Source organism: Streptomyces venezuelae ATCC 10712, assembly GCF_008639165.1.
Lineage (GTDB): Bacteria > Actinomycetota > Actinomycetes > Streptomycetales > Streptomycetaceae > Streptomyces > Streptomyces venezuelae.
The window spans coordinates 4,250,924-4,265,310 of record NZ_CP029197.1; the positions used below are offsets into that span (position 1 = coordinate 4,250,924).

A 14,387-nucleotide genomic window follows, 5' to 3' on the forward strand; every position below is an offset into this window, starting at 1 on the left:
GCCCTGCCGGGCGTGGTCACGGAGCGCTTCATTGCGTGAGCGTCGCAAGCGCGTCTGAATGGCCGGTAACGACGACATGTCGTACGGGAATCGGGGGCGGGGCCGTGTGCGGGCCCCGCTCCTTGATCGGTCGGACGTTTTACGGGTGACGGGAGCGGAGGACGCGGAAGGCGACGTAGGCCGCGAGGGCGGCGAGTGCGAGGACGATGCCGGTCTCGATGAGCTGGGTGGGCCAGAAGTGTGACGCGGGGTGGTAGTCGAGGTACTGGGCGGTGATCGCCTCGTCGGGGCGGCAGCTTCCGTCGGGGACGTCCGAGCCGTAACAGAAGTATCCGGGGAGCCGCTGCCCGTCGGCACGGATCAGACCCTGGCCCATGGGCAGGCCGCTGCCGGGTGTCACGAGGGCGTGGACGCCCTCGTGGGCCGGGCCGGTGATCGTCCGTACCGGCAGGAAATCCCAGCGGAGGGCGCCGAGGACCAGGAGGACGAGGCCCACCACTCCGCCGGTCGCGGCCATGGCCACCAGCGTGCGCCTGACCAGTTGGCCGACGAGGGCGCCGACGGCGACGGCGAGCAGGACGTACGAGGTGAGGACGGTGCCGGTGGCCTCGTACGGGCCGCGGTCCGCCCAGTGGAGTCCGTAGGTGCCCGCGACCCGCGGCCAGCCGATCAGGAAGACCGCCGTGAGGGCGAGCGTGGTCGCCAGAGCGGCGGTGGTCGCGGTCTGGAGTTTGGCGCGCAGCCAGGCGGTGGGGGTGATCGACTGGGTGAGCGACAGCTTGTACGTCCCCGATTCGAACTCGCGGGCGATCAGGGGGCCCGCGACGAACGCCCCGACAAGCAGGGGCAGCGCGAGCATGCCCTGGGAGAACTGCTCCATGGCACCGCGCAGCAGGTCGTATCCCCGGCCCCACCGGTCCGGGAGCTCGGTGTCCTGGGTCGCGTCCCAGATCCGCAGTCCGCCGATCACCGCGAGCGACCCGCCCACCGCCGCGGCCGCGAGCCACAGCGTGCGCCGGTACTGGCGGGCCGTCACCCAGTGCGGGCCCTTCAGGGTGAGGGTGCTCATGCGGGGGCTCCTTCGGAGGTGCGGAGGTGGGCCAGGAGGAGGTCCTCCAGGGAGGGGTCCCTCGTCTCCCACGGGCCTTCGACGGGGCCCTGGCGGCGGATCATCGCGGTGAGTTGACGGCCCGTCGTGCGGGATTCGACGACGGTGTGCGGGGCGAGGTCGGCGACCGGGCCGGTGAGCAGGGTGTGCGCGGCGAGGAGTTCGTCGACGGGTCCGTCGAGGCGGATGCGGCCGCCGTGGAGGAGCAGGAGGTGGTCGCAGGAGCCCTCCAGCTCGGTGAGGATGTGGGAGGACATGACGACGGTGGTGCCGTGTTCGGCCGCGTCGGCCATGAGCAGGCCCATCAGCTGGTGCCGGGCGAGCGGGTCCAGGTCGGCCATCGGTTCGTCGAGGAGCAGCAGTTCGGCCCGTTTGCCGAGGGCGAGCGCGAGGGCGACGCGGGTCCGCTGGCCGCCGGAGAGGGTGCGTACCACGGCGTCGGGATCGAGCGCGTCGGCCATCACGCGCCGGGCGGCGGTCTCGTCCCAGCGGCCGGGGTTGAGTTCGCGGCCCATGCGGAGGGTGTCGGCGACGGTGAGCCGGGGGTGGAGCGGCTTGTCCTGGGCGACGTAGGCGAGGTGCTCGCGGGCCGGGGCTTCGATCCTGCCCTCGGTGGGGCGGAGGAGGCCGGCGGCGAGGGCGAGGAGGGTGGACTTGCCGGCGCCGTTGGGGCCGACGAGGGCGCAGACGCGGCCGGCGGGGAGGGCGAAGTCGCAGTCCCGCAGGGCCCAGCCGCGGGATCTGCCCCCGTATTTCTTGCCCAGGAGGTCGGCCTCCAGTGCGATGCCGTCTCTCGTCATGACGCGTCCCCCTCGAATTGTTCCTTCAGTACGGATGTGAAGAGCGCGGCCACGTCCTCCCGGTCCAGGCCGGAGGCTTTGGCGCGGCGGGTCCAGTCGGTGAGTTCGCCGCGTAGGGGTGAGTCGGCGGGGCCGGTGCCGAGGGTGGTGCGGACGAAGGTGCCGAGGCCTCTGCGGGCTTCGACGAGCCCTTCGCGTTCGAGTTCGCGGTAGGCCTTGAGGACCGTGTTGGGGTTGATGGCCGTCGCTTCGACGACCTCGCGTGCGGTGGGCAGTCGGTCGCCCGGTTCCAGGAGGCCCATGCGGAGGGCCTGTTTCGTCTGTTGGACGATCTGGAGGTAGGTGGCGACGCCACTGCGCCGGTCGATGCGGTACTCGACCACGTTCCCTTCCACCACCCTTTCACTAATCAAGTAGTGAAAGGGTGGTGGAAAGAAGGGGGTGGTGTCAACCACCCCCTTCCGACAGGGACTTACGACTCCGTGCGGTACATCAGGTCCACCTCGTGCGTCACGAAGCCCAGCCGCTCGTACACCGTCACCGCCGCCGTGTTGTCCGCGTCCACGTACAGCATCGCCGTCGGCAGCCCCTGCGCCGCCAGGTGCCGCAGGCCCGTCGCGGTGAGGGCCTTGCCGAGGCCGCCGCCCTGCGCGTCCGGCAGGATGCCGACCACGTACACCTCGCCGAGCTGCTCCTCGGCGTGGGTCTTCGTCCAGTGGAAGCCGATCAGCCGGCCGTCCTTCTCGGCGAGGAAGAAGCCCTTCGGGTCGAACCACGGTTCGGCCGTCCGGTCGTCCAGGTCCCGCTGGGTCAGCGAGCCCTGCTCCGGGTGGTGGGCGAACGCGGCGGCGTTGACGGCGAGCCAGGCCGCGTCGTCCTGGCCGGGCACGAAGGTGCGGACGGTGACGCCCTCGGGGAACACCGGCTCCGGGATGTCGAGGGGGTTCAGCGGGCGCCGGAGCTGGCGCAGTTCGCGGAAGAGCGTCAGGCCGAGGACCTGGGCCAGGTGCCGGGCGGCGGACTTGCCGCCGTGCGCCCAGACGCGCAGCCGCTTGCCGGAGGCGGCGAGCAGGGTCGTGCCGAGCGCCCGGCCGTGCCCGCGGCCGCGGTGCGCGGGGTGGACCACGAGTTCGGCCGCGGGGGCCTCGATGGGGTCGGTCTCCTCCAGTTGGGCGTACCCGTAGAGGTGGGTGCCGACGGTGAGCAGGAAGTGCCGCACGCCCTCGCGGCCGCCGTGCCGGAGGTAGAGCCGGCCCTGCTCGGACACGGCGTGCACGCCGTCGGACCGGTCCGCGGCCTCCAGCAGGTCCAGCACGTCCTGGATCTGCTCGGGGGTGAGCTCGTCATAGGTTTGGATCTGCCGTCCGGGTTCGAGGGCCGGCGCCGCGTCGGAAGTCATGGACCCGAGCCTACGGCGACACGCGGCCGCCCCGGGGAAAGGCGAAGGCAACTGTCTCGTAACCCGCTACCCCCTGTTGCGCTACGCGCGTTGACTCTAGGCTGCACCCCCGTACGGGGAAGTACGTCAAGGCCTCGAAACGGGGCAAGGGGACTAGGGGAGAGATGGCAGCGAAGCCGAGGAAGAACAAGACCGCGCGGCGGGTTCTCGCCGCGGGGGCGGGACTCGTGACGGTCGGGGCGCTCGTCGCCGCGATGCCGTCGGCCGGGGCCGGCGTGGACACCTTCGCCGGGCACGGCAAGGACTGGGGCCGGATGGTCGACGTCCAGCTGCTCTCCTTCAACGACCTGCACGGCACCCTGGAGCCGCCGGCCGGTTCGTCCGGTCAGGTCACCCGGGTCAAGGAGGACGGCACCACCGAGAAGGTCGACGCCGGCGGCGTCGAGTACCTGGCCACGCACCTGCGTCAGGCGCGTCAGGGGAATCGTTACTCCATCACGGCCGCGGCCGGTGACCTGATCGGTGCCTCGCCGCTCCTCTCGGGCCTGTTCCACGACGAGCCGATGATCGGCGCGCTCAACAAGCTCGACCTGGACGTCACCTCCGTGGGCAACCACGAGTTCGACGAGGGCGCGGTGGAGCTGGCCCGCATGCAGAACGGCGGCTGTCACCCGACCGCCGGCTGTTACGTCAAGGGCAAGACGTTCCAGGGCGCCGACTTCCCCTACCTCGCCGCGAACGTGACGAAGGAGAAGACGGGCAAGCCGCTGCTCGACCCGTACTTCATCTGGGAGAAGAACGGCGTCCGGATCGGCTTCATCGGCGTCACGCTGGAGGGCACCCCGAACGTCGTCACCGCCGAGGGCGTCAAGGGCCTCAAGTTCGGCGACGAGGTCGAGACGATCAACAAGTACACGAAGATCCTGGAGCGCAAGGGCGTCAAGTCCATCGTCGCCCTGGTCCACGAGGGCGGCATGCCGGCCTCGTCCGCGTACAACTACAACTGCGACGGTGACGGCGACGGTGACGGCGAGGGCGTGTCCGGCGCGATCGTCGACATCGCCAAGAACGTCTCCCCGCAGGTCGACGCGCTGGTCACCGGGCACACCCACCAGGCGTACGTGTGCTCCATCCCCGACCCGTCGGGCAAGCCGCGGCTGGTCACCTCGGCGTCCTCGTTCGGCAAGCTGTACACCGACACCACGCTGACCTACGACCGCCGCACCAAGGACATCGTGCGGACGGCCGTCGCCTCGGCCAACCACGTCGTCAGCCGTGACGTGCCGAAGGCCGCGGACATGACGAAGCTGATCGGCGACTGGCAGACGCTCGCGGCCCCGATCGCCAACCGTCCGCAGGGCTGGATCGCCGCCGACATCAACGGCCGCGGCTCCACGGCGTACGAGAAGCCGCTCGGTGACGTGATCGCCGACGCGCAGCTCGAAGGCCTCGCCCCGGCCGACAAGGGCGGCGCGCAGCTGGCCCTGATGAACCCGGGCGGCATCCGCGCCGACCTGGTCCACAAGGCGTCCGGCGCCGAGGGCGACGGTGTCGTGACGTACGGCGAGTCGTTCACCGTGCAGCCCTTCACCAACATGATGAACGTCGTCGACCTCTCCGGCGCGAACCTGATCGCGGCGCTCAAGCAGCAGGTCAGCGGCTCGAACCTGAACTCGGTCAAGATCCTTCAGGTCTCGAAGGGCCTCACCTACACGCTCGACATGACGAAGACGGGCGCGGACCGCGTCGTCGACGGCACGATCAAGCTGAACGGCGCGGCGATCGACCCGTCGAAGACCTACCGGGTCGCGATGAACGAGTTCCTCGCGGGCGGCGGTGACGGCTTCGCGGCCCTGGCCACCGGCACCAACAAGCTGGTCGGCGCCTCGGACCTGGACGTCTTCAACGCCTACCTGGCGGCCCACTCCTCGGCGGCGGCCCCGCTGGCCGTCCCGGCGGCGGACCGCATCACGGTCGTGCAGTAACCCTCGACGAGGGCACTGGGCGCTCATCTAGGGCCCTGGGGGCGGCGGACCGTTTCGGCGGACCGCCGCCCCTTCTCCGTTTCCGACCCCTTCTCCCTCTCCGCCGCACGCACCCTGGCGGGTGTTGTTGTGGACCTGTCATAGTGCGGCGCATGGAGCGACGACGCTTTCTCGCAGGAGCCCTCGGCGCCGTGGGTGCCGGGGCGATCCTTCTCACCGGGGCCCCCACCGCCTCGGCCGTGGACACGCGCGCGTGGATGGGGGGACACGGGGACGGCACGCCGCTCCAGCGGCTCACCATCCCCGGCACCCACGACTCCGGCGCCCGGTTCGGCGGGCCCTGGTCGGAGTGCCAGAACACCACCATCGCCCAGCAGCTGGACAGCGGGATCCGGTTCCTGGACGTCCGGTGCCGGGTCACCGGCGGGTCCTTCGCCATCCACCACGGGGCCTCCTACCAGAACATGATGTTCGGCGACGTCCTCGTCGCCTGCCGCGACTTCCTCGCCGCGCACCCCTCCGAGACCGTCCTCATGCGGGTCAAGCAGGAGTACTCGACCGACTCCGACGCCACCTTCCGGGCCGTCTTCGACGACTACCTCGACGCGCGCGGCTGGCGCTCCCTGTTCCGCATCGGCGACGGGGTCCCGCTGCTCGGCGAGGCCCGCGGCCGGGTCGTGCTCATCGCCGACAACGGCGGACTGCCGGGCGGTCTGCGCTGGGGCGACGGCTCGGCCCTCGCCATCCAGGACGACTGGAACGCGCTGCCCGACCCCAAGTACGCCAAGATCGAGGCGCACTTCCGTACCGCCGTCGCCCAGCCGGGCCGGCTGTACGTGAACTTCGTCAGCACCTCCGCCTACCTGCCGCCCCGCTGGAACTCCGACAACCTCAACCCGCGCGTGCACCGCTACCTCGACAGCGCGGCCGCCGCGGGCGCGAAGGGCCTCGGGATCGTCCCCATGGACTTCCCCAACACCCGCTCGGGTCTGGTCGAGGCGCTGCTCCGGCACAACTGAACGACGCGTGTCCCGGGCGGCGCACCGCGCGCCGCCCGGGTGCTGTCGGCCCGGTGGCTCACACCAGGGCGGTGACCAGCAGGGTGAAGGCGGCGATGATGACCGCGACGCGGACGTAGTGGTAGCGGTCCCAGCGGTTCGCCTGCTCCTTCCAGTCCGCGGGCCGGTTCTCCGGGGTCCAGGTCTTGCTGCGGTTGTTGATCGGGACGAGCAGCAGCACCGACATCAGCACGCTCACGATCAGCAGCGCGCCGGCGGTGACGACGAGGCCGGTGCCGGCGAGGTGCCATCCGGCGACGGCCCACACCGCGGTGAGGACGACCGAGCCGATGTACCAGAAGGGCATCAGGGCGCCGAGCATCCGGCCGCCGTGGGCGCGGCCGAGCTGGCCGCTGTCCTCGGGCAGGGCGTCGAGGATGCGGTTGACGACGAAGGCGACGGACAACTCGACCCCGACCATCAGGCCGACGAGCACGGTGGTGACGACCTGGATTGCGTTGAGCATGACGGCCCCTCCTGGGATCTAGCGTTGCTAGCTGATGAGGCAACGCTAGCGCTACTGCCGCTCGATTGTCTAGCGGTGCTAGGATCGAATCATGTCGGTACAGGAACGCAAGCAGCGTGAACGGGCGGACCGCGAACGCCTCATCGTGGCGACGGCCCGCGAACTGGCGGAGCAGCAGGGCTGGGACGCGGTCACCACCCGACGGCTCGCCGAGCGCATCGAGTACAGCCAGCCCGTCCTCTACAGCCACTTCCGCGGCAAGCGGGAGATCATCGGCGCCGTCGCCCTGGAAGGCGCCGGCGAGATGGCCGTGGCGCTGCGGGCCGCGACCTCCGCCGCGGCCGGCCCGCACGCCCGGGTCACCGCCCTCGCCCGCGCCTACCTCGACTTCGCCGAGCGCAACCCGGCGGTCTACGACGCCATGTTCCAGCTCGACGGCGGCCTGGCGTTCGCGCGGGAGGACACCCCGGAGCCGCTGAAGGACGCCTTCGCCGCGCTCCTCGAATGCCTCGGCGAGGTGGCGGGGGACGGCGTCCACCCGGGGCTGTTCACCGAGACGTTCTGGGCGGCCCTGCACGGCCTCGCCACCCTGACCCGGGCGGGACGCCTGCCGCCGGAGCACGCCGAGCGGCGCGTGTCCCTCCTGGTGGACCGACTCGCGGTGCTCTGACGCACCGCGAGGCACGCCAGAGCCGTACGCGCGCCAGAGCCGTACGCATGCCAGCGCCGTACGCACGTCAGTGCCGCGCGCGGCACCGGCCCGCGTGCGCGTCAGTGTTCCGGTGGCGGCGTCGGGGCTCCCGGGAGCCGTACCGTCGCCACCGTCCCGCCGCCCTCCGCCGGGGTCAGCGCGATCGTGCCGCCCGCGTGCCGGACCGTGCGGGCCACGATCGACAGGCCGAGACCCGAGCCCGGGAGGCTCCGGGCCGACGGGGAGCGCCAGAAACGTTCGAAGACGTGCGGGAGCTCGTCCGCCGCGATGCCGGGGCCCTGGTCGCGGACCGTCAGCTCGCCCCGCATCAGGACCACCTCGACCGTGCCCCCGCGCGGCGAGAACTTCACCGCGTTGTCCAGGACGTTCATCAGGGCCCGCTCCAGGGCGGCCGGTTCGGCCCGTACGTACCAGGGCGCCAGGTCCGTGACGAAGGTCAGCTCCGGGCCGCGCAGCCGTGCCCGGTCCAGGGCCGCCCGCAGGATCGTGTGCAGCGGGACCACTTCGAGCGGGCCCGGCTGCGCCGCGTCCGGGCGGGCCAGTTCCTGGAGGTCGCCGATCAGCGCCGCCAGCTCGGTCATCTGCGCCTTCACCGAGGCCATCAGGGCCCGCCGGTCGTCCGGCGGGATCGCCCGCCCGGTCTCCTCGCTGCGTGCGAGCAGTTCGACGTTCGTCCGCAGCGAGGTCAGCGGCGTACGGAGTTCGTGCCCGGCGTCCGCGATCAGCTGCGCCTGCCGGTCGCGGGAGGTCGCGAGCGCCGCCGTCATCGCGTTGAACGAACGCGACAGACGGGCGATCTCGTCCTCGCCCTCCACCGGGATGCGCACGGTCAGGTCCTCGGTCGCGGCGACGTGCTCGACCGCCCCGGTCAGCCGGTTCACCGGCTCAAGGCCGGTCCGCGCCACCCACAGGCCGGCCGCGCCCGCGCCGACGACGCCGATCCCGGAGACCAGGAGCAGCACCCAGCGCAGGGTGGACATCGAGTTGTCGATCTCGTCGAGCGGGCGGGCGACGGAGACGGCGAGCCCGGGGGGCCCGTCCTGCGGGTAGGTGTAGACCCGCATCTCGCGTCCGGTGTCGTCCTTCACCGTGTGCAGGACGTACTCCAGCTGCCCCCGAGCCACCGCGAGATCGGTGTCGCCGGCCGGGATCGCGGCCTTCCCCGAGGTGCACACGCTGCCGTTGGCGAGGATGACCTGGACCGTGTACGAGCCGGCCACCGGCGGCGGCGTGGTGCCCTGCTGGCAGAGGGTGAGCAGGCTCCGCACCCCGTTCGCGTCGAGCCGGGTGGTGCGCAGCGAGTCGTCCATCTCGTTCCGCAGCTGCTCCCGCGTCACGAACCAGCACGCGAGCGACACGGCCGCCACGGCGACGGCCACGGCGACCGCCGTGAGCAGGGCGAGCCGGGAGCGCAGCGGCCGGGAGCGGAACCAGCCGAGGGGACCGCGCGGCCCCTTGCGGTCCGTCCCGGAGCCGTCGCGGGGAGCGCTCACTCCCCGCCTCCGCCGCGGAGCGCGTATCCCACGCCCCGCACGGTGTGCACGAGGCGCGGCTCGCCGCCCGCCTCCGTCTTGCGCCGCAGGTACATCACGTACACGTCCAGTGAGTTCGAGCTCGGTTCGAAGTCGAAGCCCCACACCGCCTTGAGGATCTGCTCGCGGGTCAGTACCTGCCGCGGGTGCGCCAGGAACATCTCCAGGAGCGTGAACTCGGTGCGGGTCAGTTCCACGGTCCGGCCGCCCCGGGTCACCTCGCGGGTGGCCAGGTCCATCCGCAGGTCCTCGAAGGACAGCACGTCGCCGGTGTCGGGGGCGCCGGCCGTGGCGCGGGCGTACGAGCTGCGCCGCAGCAGGGCCCTGATCCGGGCGAACAGCTCGTCCAGTTCGAAGGGCTTCACGAGGTAGTCGTCGGCGCCGGCGTCGAGGCCGGTGACCCGGTCGCCGACCGTGTCGCGCGCGGTGAGCATCAGGATCGGCACGGTGGAGCCGGAGGCCCTGATCCGGCGGGCCGCCGTCAGCCCGTCCATCCGGGGCATCTGCACGTCGAGGACGACGAGGTCGGGGGCGTACGACTCCATCCGGGCGAGCGCGTCCACGCCGTCGACGGCGTCCTGGGTGCCGTACCCCTCGAAGGCGAGGCTGCGGCGCAGGGCCTCCCGGACGGCGGGCTCGTCGTCGACGATGAGGATGCGTTCGGCTTCGGTGTGCTGTCCCGTCATGGGCTCAGCGTCGCACGAGGCCCGTTCGCCGGTCAGTTGTCCCCGCCCGCGCGCAGCTGGGCCAGGTCGGCCTTCACGGTGTCGACCGGGATGGCGAATCCGAGGCCGACGCTTCCGGCCGTCGAGCCGCTCGAAGAACTGGGCGAATACATGGCCGAATTGATTCCGATGATCTCGCCCTTCATATTGATCAGCGCGCCGCCGGAATTCCCCGGATTGAGCGAGGCGTCGGTCTGCAGTGCCTTGTACGTGGTCTTCGACGAGCCGGTGTCGCCGTTGAACTGCTGTCCGCCGAACTCGAACGGCCAGCCCTGCCGCGGGTCGTACTGCTGCTGCCCCCGCTGGTCCCCGCCGTCGTCGTCCTTGGCGACGGTGACGTCCCGGTCGAGCGCGGAGACGATGCCGCTGGTGACGGTGCCGGTCAGGCCCTCGGGGGAGCCGATCGCCACGACCTGGTCGCCGACCCGCACCTTGGACGAGTCGCCGAGGGTGGCGGCCTTGAGGCCGGAGGCGCCCCGGAGCTTGATGAGGGCCAGGTCCTTGTCGGGGTCCGTGCCGACGACCTCGGCCGGGTAGGTCTTGCCGTCGCTGAGGCGCACGGTGATCTCGGACGCGCCGGAGATCACGTGGTTGTTGGTGACGATCTCGCCGTCGGAGGTGATGATCACGCCCGAGCCGGTGGACTTGCCGGAGTTCGAGCTCGCGGAGATCTCGACGATGGACGGGGAGACGGCCTCGGCGACCCCGGCGACGGTGCCCGTGTTGCCGGTGGAGACGTTGGTGCCGTTCACGTTCGAGGCGGCGACGGTGGGGGTGTCCGAGGCGAGCTGCTGGACCAGGGTGGCCGTACCGCCGCCGATCGCGGCGGCGGCGATGGCCACGGCGGCCATGAGGCCGACACCCCGCTTGGCGCGCCGCCGGGAGCCGGGGCCGCCGGCGGCAGCGGGGGCGCCCATGGCGGCGGGCGGGGCGGGCGGTCCGACGGGAGGGGCGGGCGGTCCCACGGGCGGCGGCACGTGCCCGCCGGACGGCCAGATCGTGGTGCCGGGCTCGGTGACGATCGGCTGGGTGGCGGTCTGCTCGGCTGCGGCAGGCTGCGGCGCCGGGGCGTACGGCGGCCTCGGCGGCTGCGGCGGGTAGTAGGGCTGCTGCGGCTGCTGCTCCTGGAAGTCCGTCATGGCTATGACTCTCGGAGCCGTACATGAGAGCCGCCTGAGGACCGGCTGAGAAGCCCGACAGAAGCCTGTATGCCCGATATAAAGAACCCCCAGCCCGTACGGGTCGGCCTCCGCCGCTCCCGTACGGGCTCTGCGTACGTCCTCCGGGCCCCTGGCCGTCGGAAGGGGCCCCGCTCAGCCCTCGTCGCAGCCGCAGGAGCGGCGGACGACCAGGGCCGACGGGAAGAGCTTCACGCGCTCGCGGCGCGAGCCGGCGACCCGGATCGAGTCGTCGAGGACCAGGTCCACCGCCGCGCGCGCCATCGCCGGGCGGTCCGAGGAGACCGTGGTCAGCGGCGGGTCGGTGAGCGCCGCCTCCTTCACGTCGTCGAAGCCCGCGACCGCCAGCTCCGTCGGCACCTCGATGCGCAGCTCGCGCGCCGCCCGCAGGACGCCGAAGGCCTGGTCGTCGGTGGAGCAGAAGATGGCCGGCGGCCTGTCCGGGCCCGCGAGCAGCTTCAGGGCCACCTGGTAGGCGTCGTAGCGGTTGTACGGGGCCTGGAAGAGCCGGCCCTCGATCGGGAGGCCCGCCTCCTGCATGGCGCGGCGCCAGCCCTCCTCGTGGTCGGCGACCGGGTCGCCGACGGCGGGGGTGTTCGGGATGCCGCCCATGCAGGCCACGTACGCGTGGCCGTGCTCCAGGAGGTGCCGGGTGGCGAGCTGGGCGCCGCCGATGTCGTCCGTCACGACGGCGACGTCGTCGATCGCCTCGGGCCGCTCGTGCAGCAGCACCACGCGCGCGTCCCAGGCCTCGATCTCGCTGGCGGCCTGCTCGCTCATGCCCTGGCTGACCAGGATCAGACCGGAGACCCGCATGCCGAGGAAGGCGCGCAGGTAGTGGACCTCGCGCTCGGTGCGGTAGTCGGAGTTGCCGACCAGGACCATCTTTCCGCGCTCGGCGGCGGCCTGCTCGACCGCGTGCGCCATCTCCGCGAAGAACGGCTGCCGCGCGTCCGGGACGATCATGCCTATGAGGTCCGTGCGCCGGGACGCCATCGCCTGGGCGACCCGGTCGGGGCGGTAGCCCAGTTCCTTGATCGCGGCGAGGACACGCTCGCGCGTGGCCGGGGCGACCGGCCGGGGTCCGTTGTTGATGACGTAGCTCACGACCGCGGTCGAAGTACCTGCCAGTCGAGCTACGTCATCCCGCGTCACCTTGGCCACGCGCGGCAGTCTACGCGGGGTGACCTACCTACCGGCAGGTCGCACTGTGGCGTCCGCCACGTTCCTGTCCTCCGCGGGGGTGACATCCCCCGTGGCGTCCTTGACGCCGGCGTTCGCCCTGGCCCCTTCCTTCACACGGGCCTCCTCGGCCTTGGCACGCGCCTCCTCGGCGGCCCGCTCGACCTTCTCGGGGGTGACGAAGCGGTAGCCGACGTTGCGGACGGTGCCGATCAGCGACTCGTGCTCCGGACCCAGCTTGGCCCGCAGCCGCCGCACGTGGACGTCCACCGTCCGGGTGCCGCCGAAGTAGTCGTACCCCCACACCTCCTGGAGGAGCTGCGCGCGGGTGAAGACCCGGCCCGGGTGCTGGGCGAGGTACTTGAGGAGCTCGAACTCCTTGAAGGTCAGGTCCAGGACCCGGCCCTTGAGCTTGGCGCTGTACGTCGCCTCGTCGACCGACAGGTCGCCGTTGCGGATCTCCATCGGGGAGTCGTCCGCGACGATCTGCTGGCGGCCCATCGCGAGCCGCAGCCGCGCCTCGACCTCGGCCGGGCCCGCGGTGTCGAGGAGGACGTCGTCGATGCCCCAGTCGGCGGTGACGGCCGCGAGACCGCCCTCCGTGACGACGAGGATCAGCGGACAGCCGGGCCCCGTGGAGCGCAGCAGCTGGCAGAGCGAACGCACCTGCGGCAGGTCGCGCCGCCCGTCGACGAGGATCACGTCCGCGCCGGGGGTGTCCACGAGGGCCGGGCCCTCGGCCGGGGCGACCCGGACGTTGTGCAGCAGCAGTCCGAGGGCGGGCAGCACCTCGGTGGACGGCTGGAGGGCGTTGGTCAGGAGCAGCAGGGCGCTCATCGCGCACCACCTGCCGGACCCGCCGTCGGTCGGTCGTGCTTCGGTCGCTCGCTCATCACGCGGTTCCTCCTCGGTCCCTGCGAGGACGTGCACTGCTTCGTACAGGCACTGTTCGTACGGGCACTGCTTCGTACGGATCACTGCCGGCTCTCGCGCCCTGAGAGCTTTTGTTCATCCATCCGTAACAACGGTCGGAAAACGCAAAAGGACCCGGGGGCTGCGTCGCCCGGATCCTCTGCACAGGAGAATAGCCCACATGAGTTCAGAGGGAGAGGGCGCATTTCACATCGTGGATGTCTCCCTGATCACTTCCGGCTCCCGGCGCGCAATGTTGCGTACCCGGGACGATGTCCGGATCGAGGCGGTTTACGACCCTGCTCCGGCCAGTGTCACCGATACGGCGGTCGTCGTCGCCCACGGGTTCACCGGGTCGGCCGACCGGCCCGCCGTCCGGCGCGCCGCCCGGGCCTTCACCGCGCGCGGCGCCGCGGTCGTCACCTTCTCCTTCCGCGGCCACGGCGGCTCGGGCGGTCTGTCCACCGTCGGCGACCGGGAGGTCCTCGACCTGTCCGCCGCCGTCCGCTGGGCGCGTGAGCTCGGCCACGCGCGCGTGGCGACGGTCGGTTTCTCCATGGGCGGCTCCGTCGTCCTGCGCCACGCGGCCCTCGACCGGGACACCGACGGACGCGCCGACGCGGTGGCCGCCGTCTCCGCGCCCGCCCGCTGGTACTACCGGGGGACGGCCCCGATGCGCCGGCTCCACTGGGTGGTCACCCGGCCGGCGGGCCGGCTCGTCGGCCGCTACGGGTTCCGCACCCGCATCGAGCGGCGGCCCTGGGACCCCGTACCCCTGTCGCCCGTGGAGGCGGTGCCGCTGATCGCGCCGACCCCGCTGCTGATCGTGCACGGCGACCGGGACCCGTACTTCCCGCTGGACCACCCGCGGATGCTGGCCGGGGCGGGCGACGCGGAACTGTGGCTGGAGCGCGGGATGGGGCACGCCGAGAACGCGGCGGACGACGAGCTCCTCGCCCGGATCGGGGACTGGCTGACCCGGGCCCCGGGCCCGAGCGCGCCTGAGCCCCCGCGCGCATAGCCCATCATGGGGGGCGGCGCGCACACGAACGAAGGGAGCGCCGCTATGGCAGCGGGAACCATCCGCTACTGGGCCGCGGCCAAGGCCGCCGCCGGTGTCGCCGAGGAGCCGTACACCGCCGAGCACCTCGCGGAGGCCCTCGACGCGGCCCGCGCGAAGCACCCGGGCGAGCTCGCCCAGGTCCTCAAGCGGTGCTCGTTCCTGGTCGACGGCGACCCCGTCGGGACCCGGAGCCATGAGACGGTACGGCTTGCCGAGGGCGGCACCGTCGAGGTGCTCCCCCCGTTCGCAGGAGGGTGAACCCCAGAC

The 14,387-nt window shown here is 72.0% G+C and carries 15 protein-coding genes; 5 read left to right on the forward strand and 10 right to left on the reverse strand.

The features are described from left to right. Positions 1 to 139 precede the first annotated feature (139 nt). The 4 genes from DEJ43_RS19535 to mshD all read right to left on the reverse strand — a co-directional run bounded on the left by DEJ43_RS19535 (position 140) and on the right by mshD (position 3,307). Positions 140 to 1,069, reverse strand: a complete 930-nt coding sequence (locus tag DEJ43_RS19535; RefSeq protein WP_015035103.1) for an ABC transporter permease subunit — start codon at positions 1,067 to 1,069, stop codon at positions 140 to 142. After that, complete coding sequence (locus tag DEJ43_RS19540) at positions 1,066 to 1,908, reverse strand: ABC transporter ATP-binding protein (protein WP_015035104.1); 843 nt, start codon at positions 1,906 to 1,908, stop codon at positions 1,066 to 1,068. Before DEJ43_RS19540 ends, DEJ43_RS19535 begins: the two co-directional genes overlap by 4 nt. Continuing rightward, positions 1,905 to 2,291, reverse strand: coding sequence for a GntR family transcriptional regulator (locus DEJ43_RS19545; protein WP_041662702.1), 387 nt, complete (start codon positions 2,289 to 2,291; stop codon positions 1,905 to 1,907). Before DEJ43_RS19545 ends, DEJ43_RS19540 begins: the two co-directional genes overlap by 4 nt. A gap of 89 nt (positions 2,292 to 2,380) precedes the next feature. Further along, complete coding sequence (gene mshD, locus DEJ43_RS19550; RefSeq protein ID WP_015035106.1) at positions 2,381 to 3,307, reverse strand: mycothiol synthase; 927 nt, start codon at positions 3,305 to 3,307, stop codon at positions 2,381 to 2,383. Between the two features lie 164 nt (positions 3,308 to 3,471). On the opposite strand from mshD, the gene DEJ43_RS19555 reads away from it, so the two are divergent. Both DEJ43_RS19555 and DEJ43_RS19560 read left to right on the forward strand, forming a co-directional pair. Next, the gene (locus tag DEJ43_RS19555) at positions 3,472 to 5,292 is read left to right on the forward strand and encodes a bifunctional metallophosphatase/5'-nucleotidase (protein WP_015035107.1); all 1,821 of its coding nucleotides are present in this window, start codon (positions 3,472 to 3,474) and stop codon (positions 5,290 to 5,292) included. Between the two features lie 152 nt (positions 5,293 to 5,444). After that, positions 5,445 to 6,311, forward strand: a complete 867-nt coding sequence (locus tag DEJ43_RS19560; protein ID WP_041662703.1) for a phosphatidylinositol-specific phospholipase C — start codon at positions 5,445 to 5,447, stop codon at positions 6,309 to 6,311. A gap of 58 nt (positions 6,312 to 6,369) precedes the next feature. Here the strand turns inward: DEJ43_RS19560 and DEJ43_RS19565 are convergent, their stop codons facing one another. Then, positions 6,370 to 6,816, reverse strand: coding sequence for an anthrone oxygenase family protein (locus tag DEJ43_RS19565; protein ID WP_015035109.1), 447 nt, complete (start codon positions 6,814 to 6,816; stop codon positions 6,370 to 6,372). 91 nt (positions 6,817 to 6,907) lie between these two features. Here DEJ43_RS19565 and DEJ43_RS19570 point away from each other — a divergent pair, with 91 nt between their 5' ends. Continuing rightward, positions 6,908 to 7,486 carry a TetR/AcrR family transcriptional regulator gene (locus DEJ43_RS19570; RefSeq protein WP_015035110.1) on the forward strand — a complete coding sequence of 193 codons (579 nt, stop codon included), beginning with the start codon at positions 6,908 to 6,910 and terminating at the stop codon, positions 7,484 to 7,486. A gap of 101 nt (positions 7,487 to 7,587) precedes the next feature. Here the strand turns inward: DEJ43_RS19570 and DEJ43_RS19575 are convergent, their stop codons facing one another. The 5 genes from DEJ43_RS19575 to DEJ43_RS19595 all read right to left on the reverse strand — a co-directional run bounded on the left by DEJ43_RS19575 (position 7,588) and on the right by DEJ43_RS19595 (position 12,982). After that, positions 7,588 to 9,021, reverse strand: coding sequence for a sensor histidine kinase (locus tag DEJ43_RS19575; protein ID WP_015035111.1), 1,434 nt, complete (start codon positions 9,019 to 9,021; stop codon positions 7,588 to 7,590). Further along, positions 9,018 to 9,746, reverse strand: coding sequence for a response regulator transcription factor (locus tag DEJ43_RS19580; protein ID WP_015035112.1), 729 nt, complete (start codon positions 9,744 to 9,746; stop codon positions 9,018 to 9,020). Before DEJ43_RS19580 ends, DEJ43_RS19575 begins: the two co-directional genes overlap by 4 nt. Before the next feature lie 32 nt (positions 9,747 to 9,778). Continuing rightward, entirely contained in the window at positions 9,779 to 10,924 is a 1,146-nt protein-coding gene (locus DEJ43_RS19585) for a S1C family serine protease (protein ID WP_015035113.1), read from the reverse strand. Positions 10,925 to 11,098: 174 nt separating this feature from the next. Continuing rightward, positions 11,099 to 12,127, reverse strand: coding sequence for a LacI family DNA-binding transcriptional regulator (locus DEJ43_RS19590; RefSeq protein WP_015035114.1), 1,029 nt, complete (start codon positions 12,125 to 12,127; stop codon positions 11,099 to 11,101). Between the two features lie 24 nt (positions 12,128 to 12,151). Next, positions 12,152 to 12,982 carry a response regulator transcription factor gene (locus tag DEJ43_RS19595; RefSeq protein WP_015035115.1) on the reverse strand — a complete coding sequence of 277 codons (831 nt, stop codon included), beginning with the start codon at positions 12,980 to 12,982 and terminating at the stop codon, positions 12,152 to 12,154. Positions 12,983 to 13,238: 256 nt separating this feature from the next. Between DEJ43_RS19595 and DEJ43_RS19600 the strand changes: the two genes are divergently transcribed. Both DEJ43_RS19600 and DEJ43_RS19605 read left to right on the forward strand, forming a co-directional pair. Further along, the gene (locus tag DEJ43_RS19600) at positions 13,239 to 14,078 is read left to right on the forward strand and encodes an alpha/beta hydrolase (protein ID WP_015035116.1); all 840 of its coding nucleotides are present in this window, start codon (positions 13,239 to 13,241) and stop codon (positions 14,076 to 14,078) included. Positions 14,079 to 14,123: 45 nt separating this feature from the next. Beyond that, complete coding sequence (locus DEJ43_RS19605) at positions 14,124 to 14,378, forward strand: MoaD/ThiS family protein (protein WP_015035117.1); 255 nt, start codon at positions 14,124 to 14,126, stop codon at positions 14,376 to 14,378. The last annotated feature ends 9 nt before the right edge of the window (positions 14,379 to 14,387 follow it).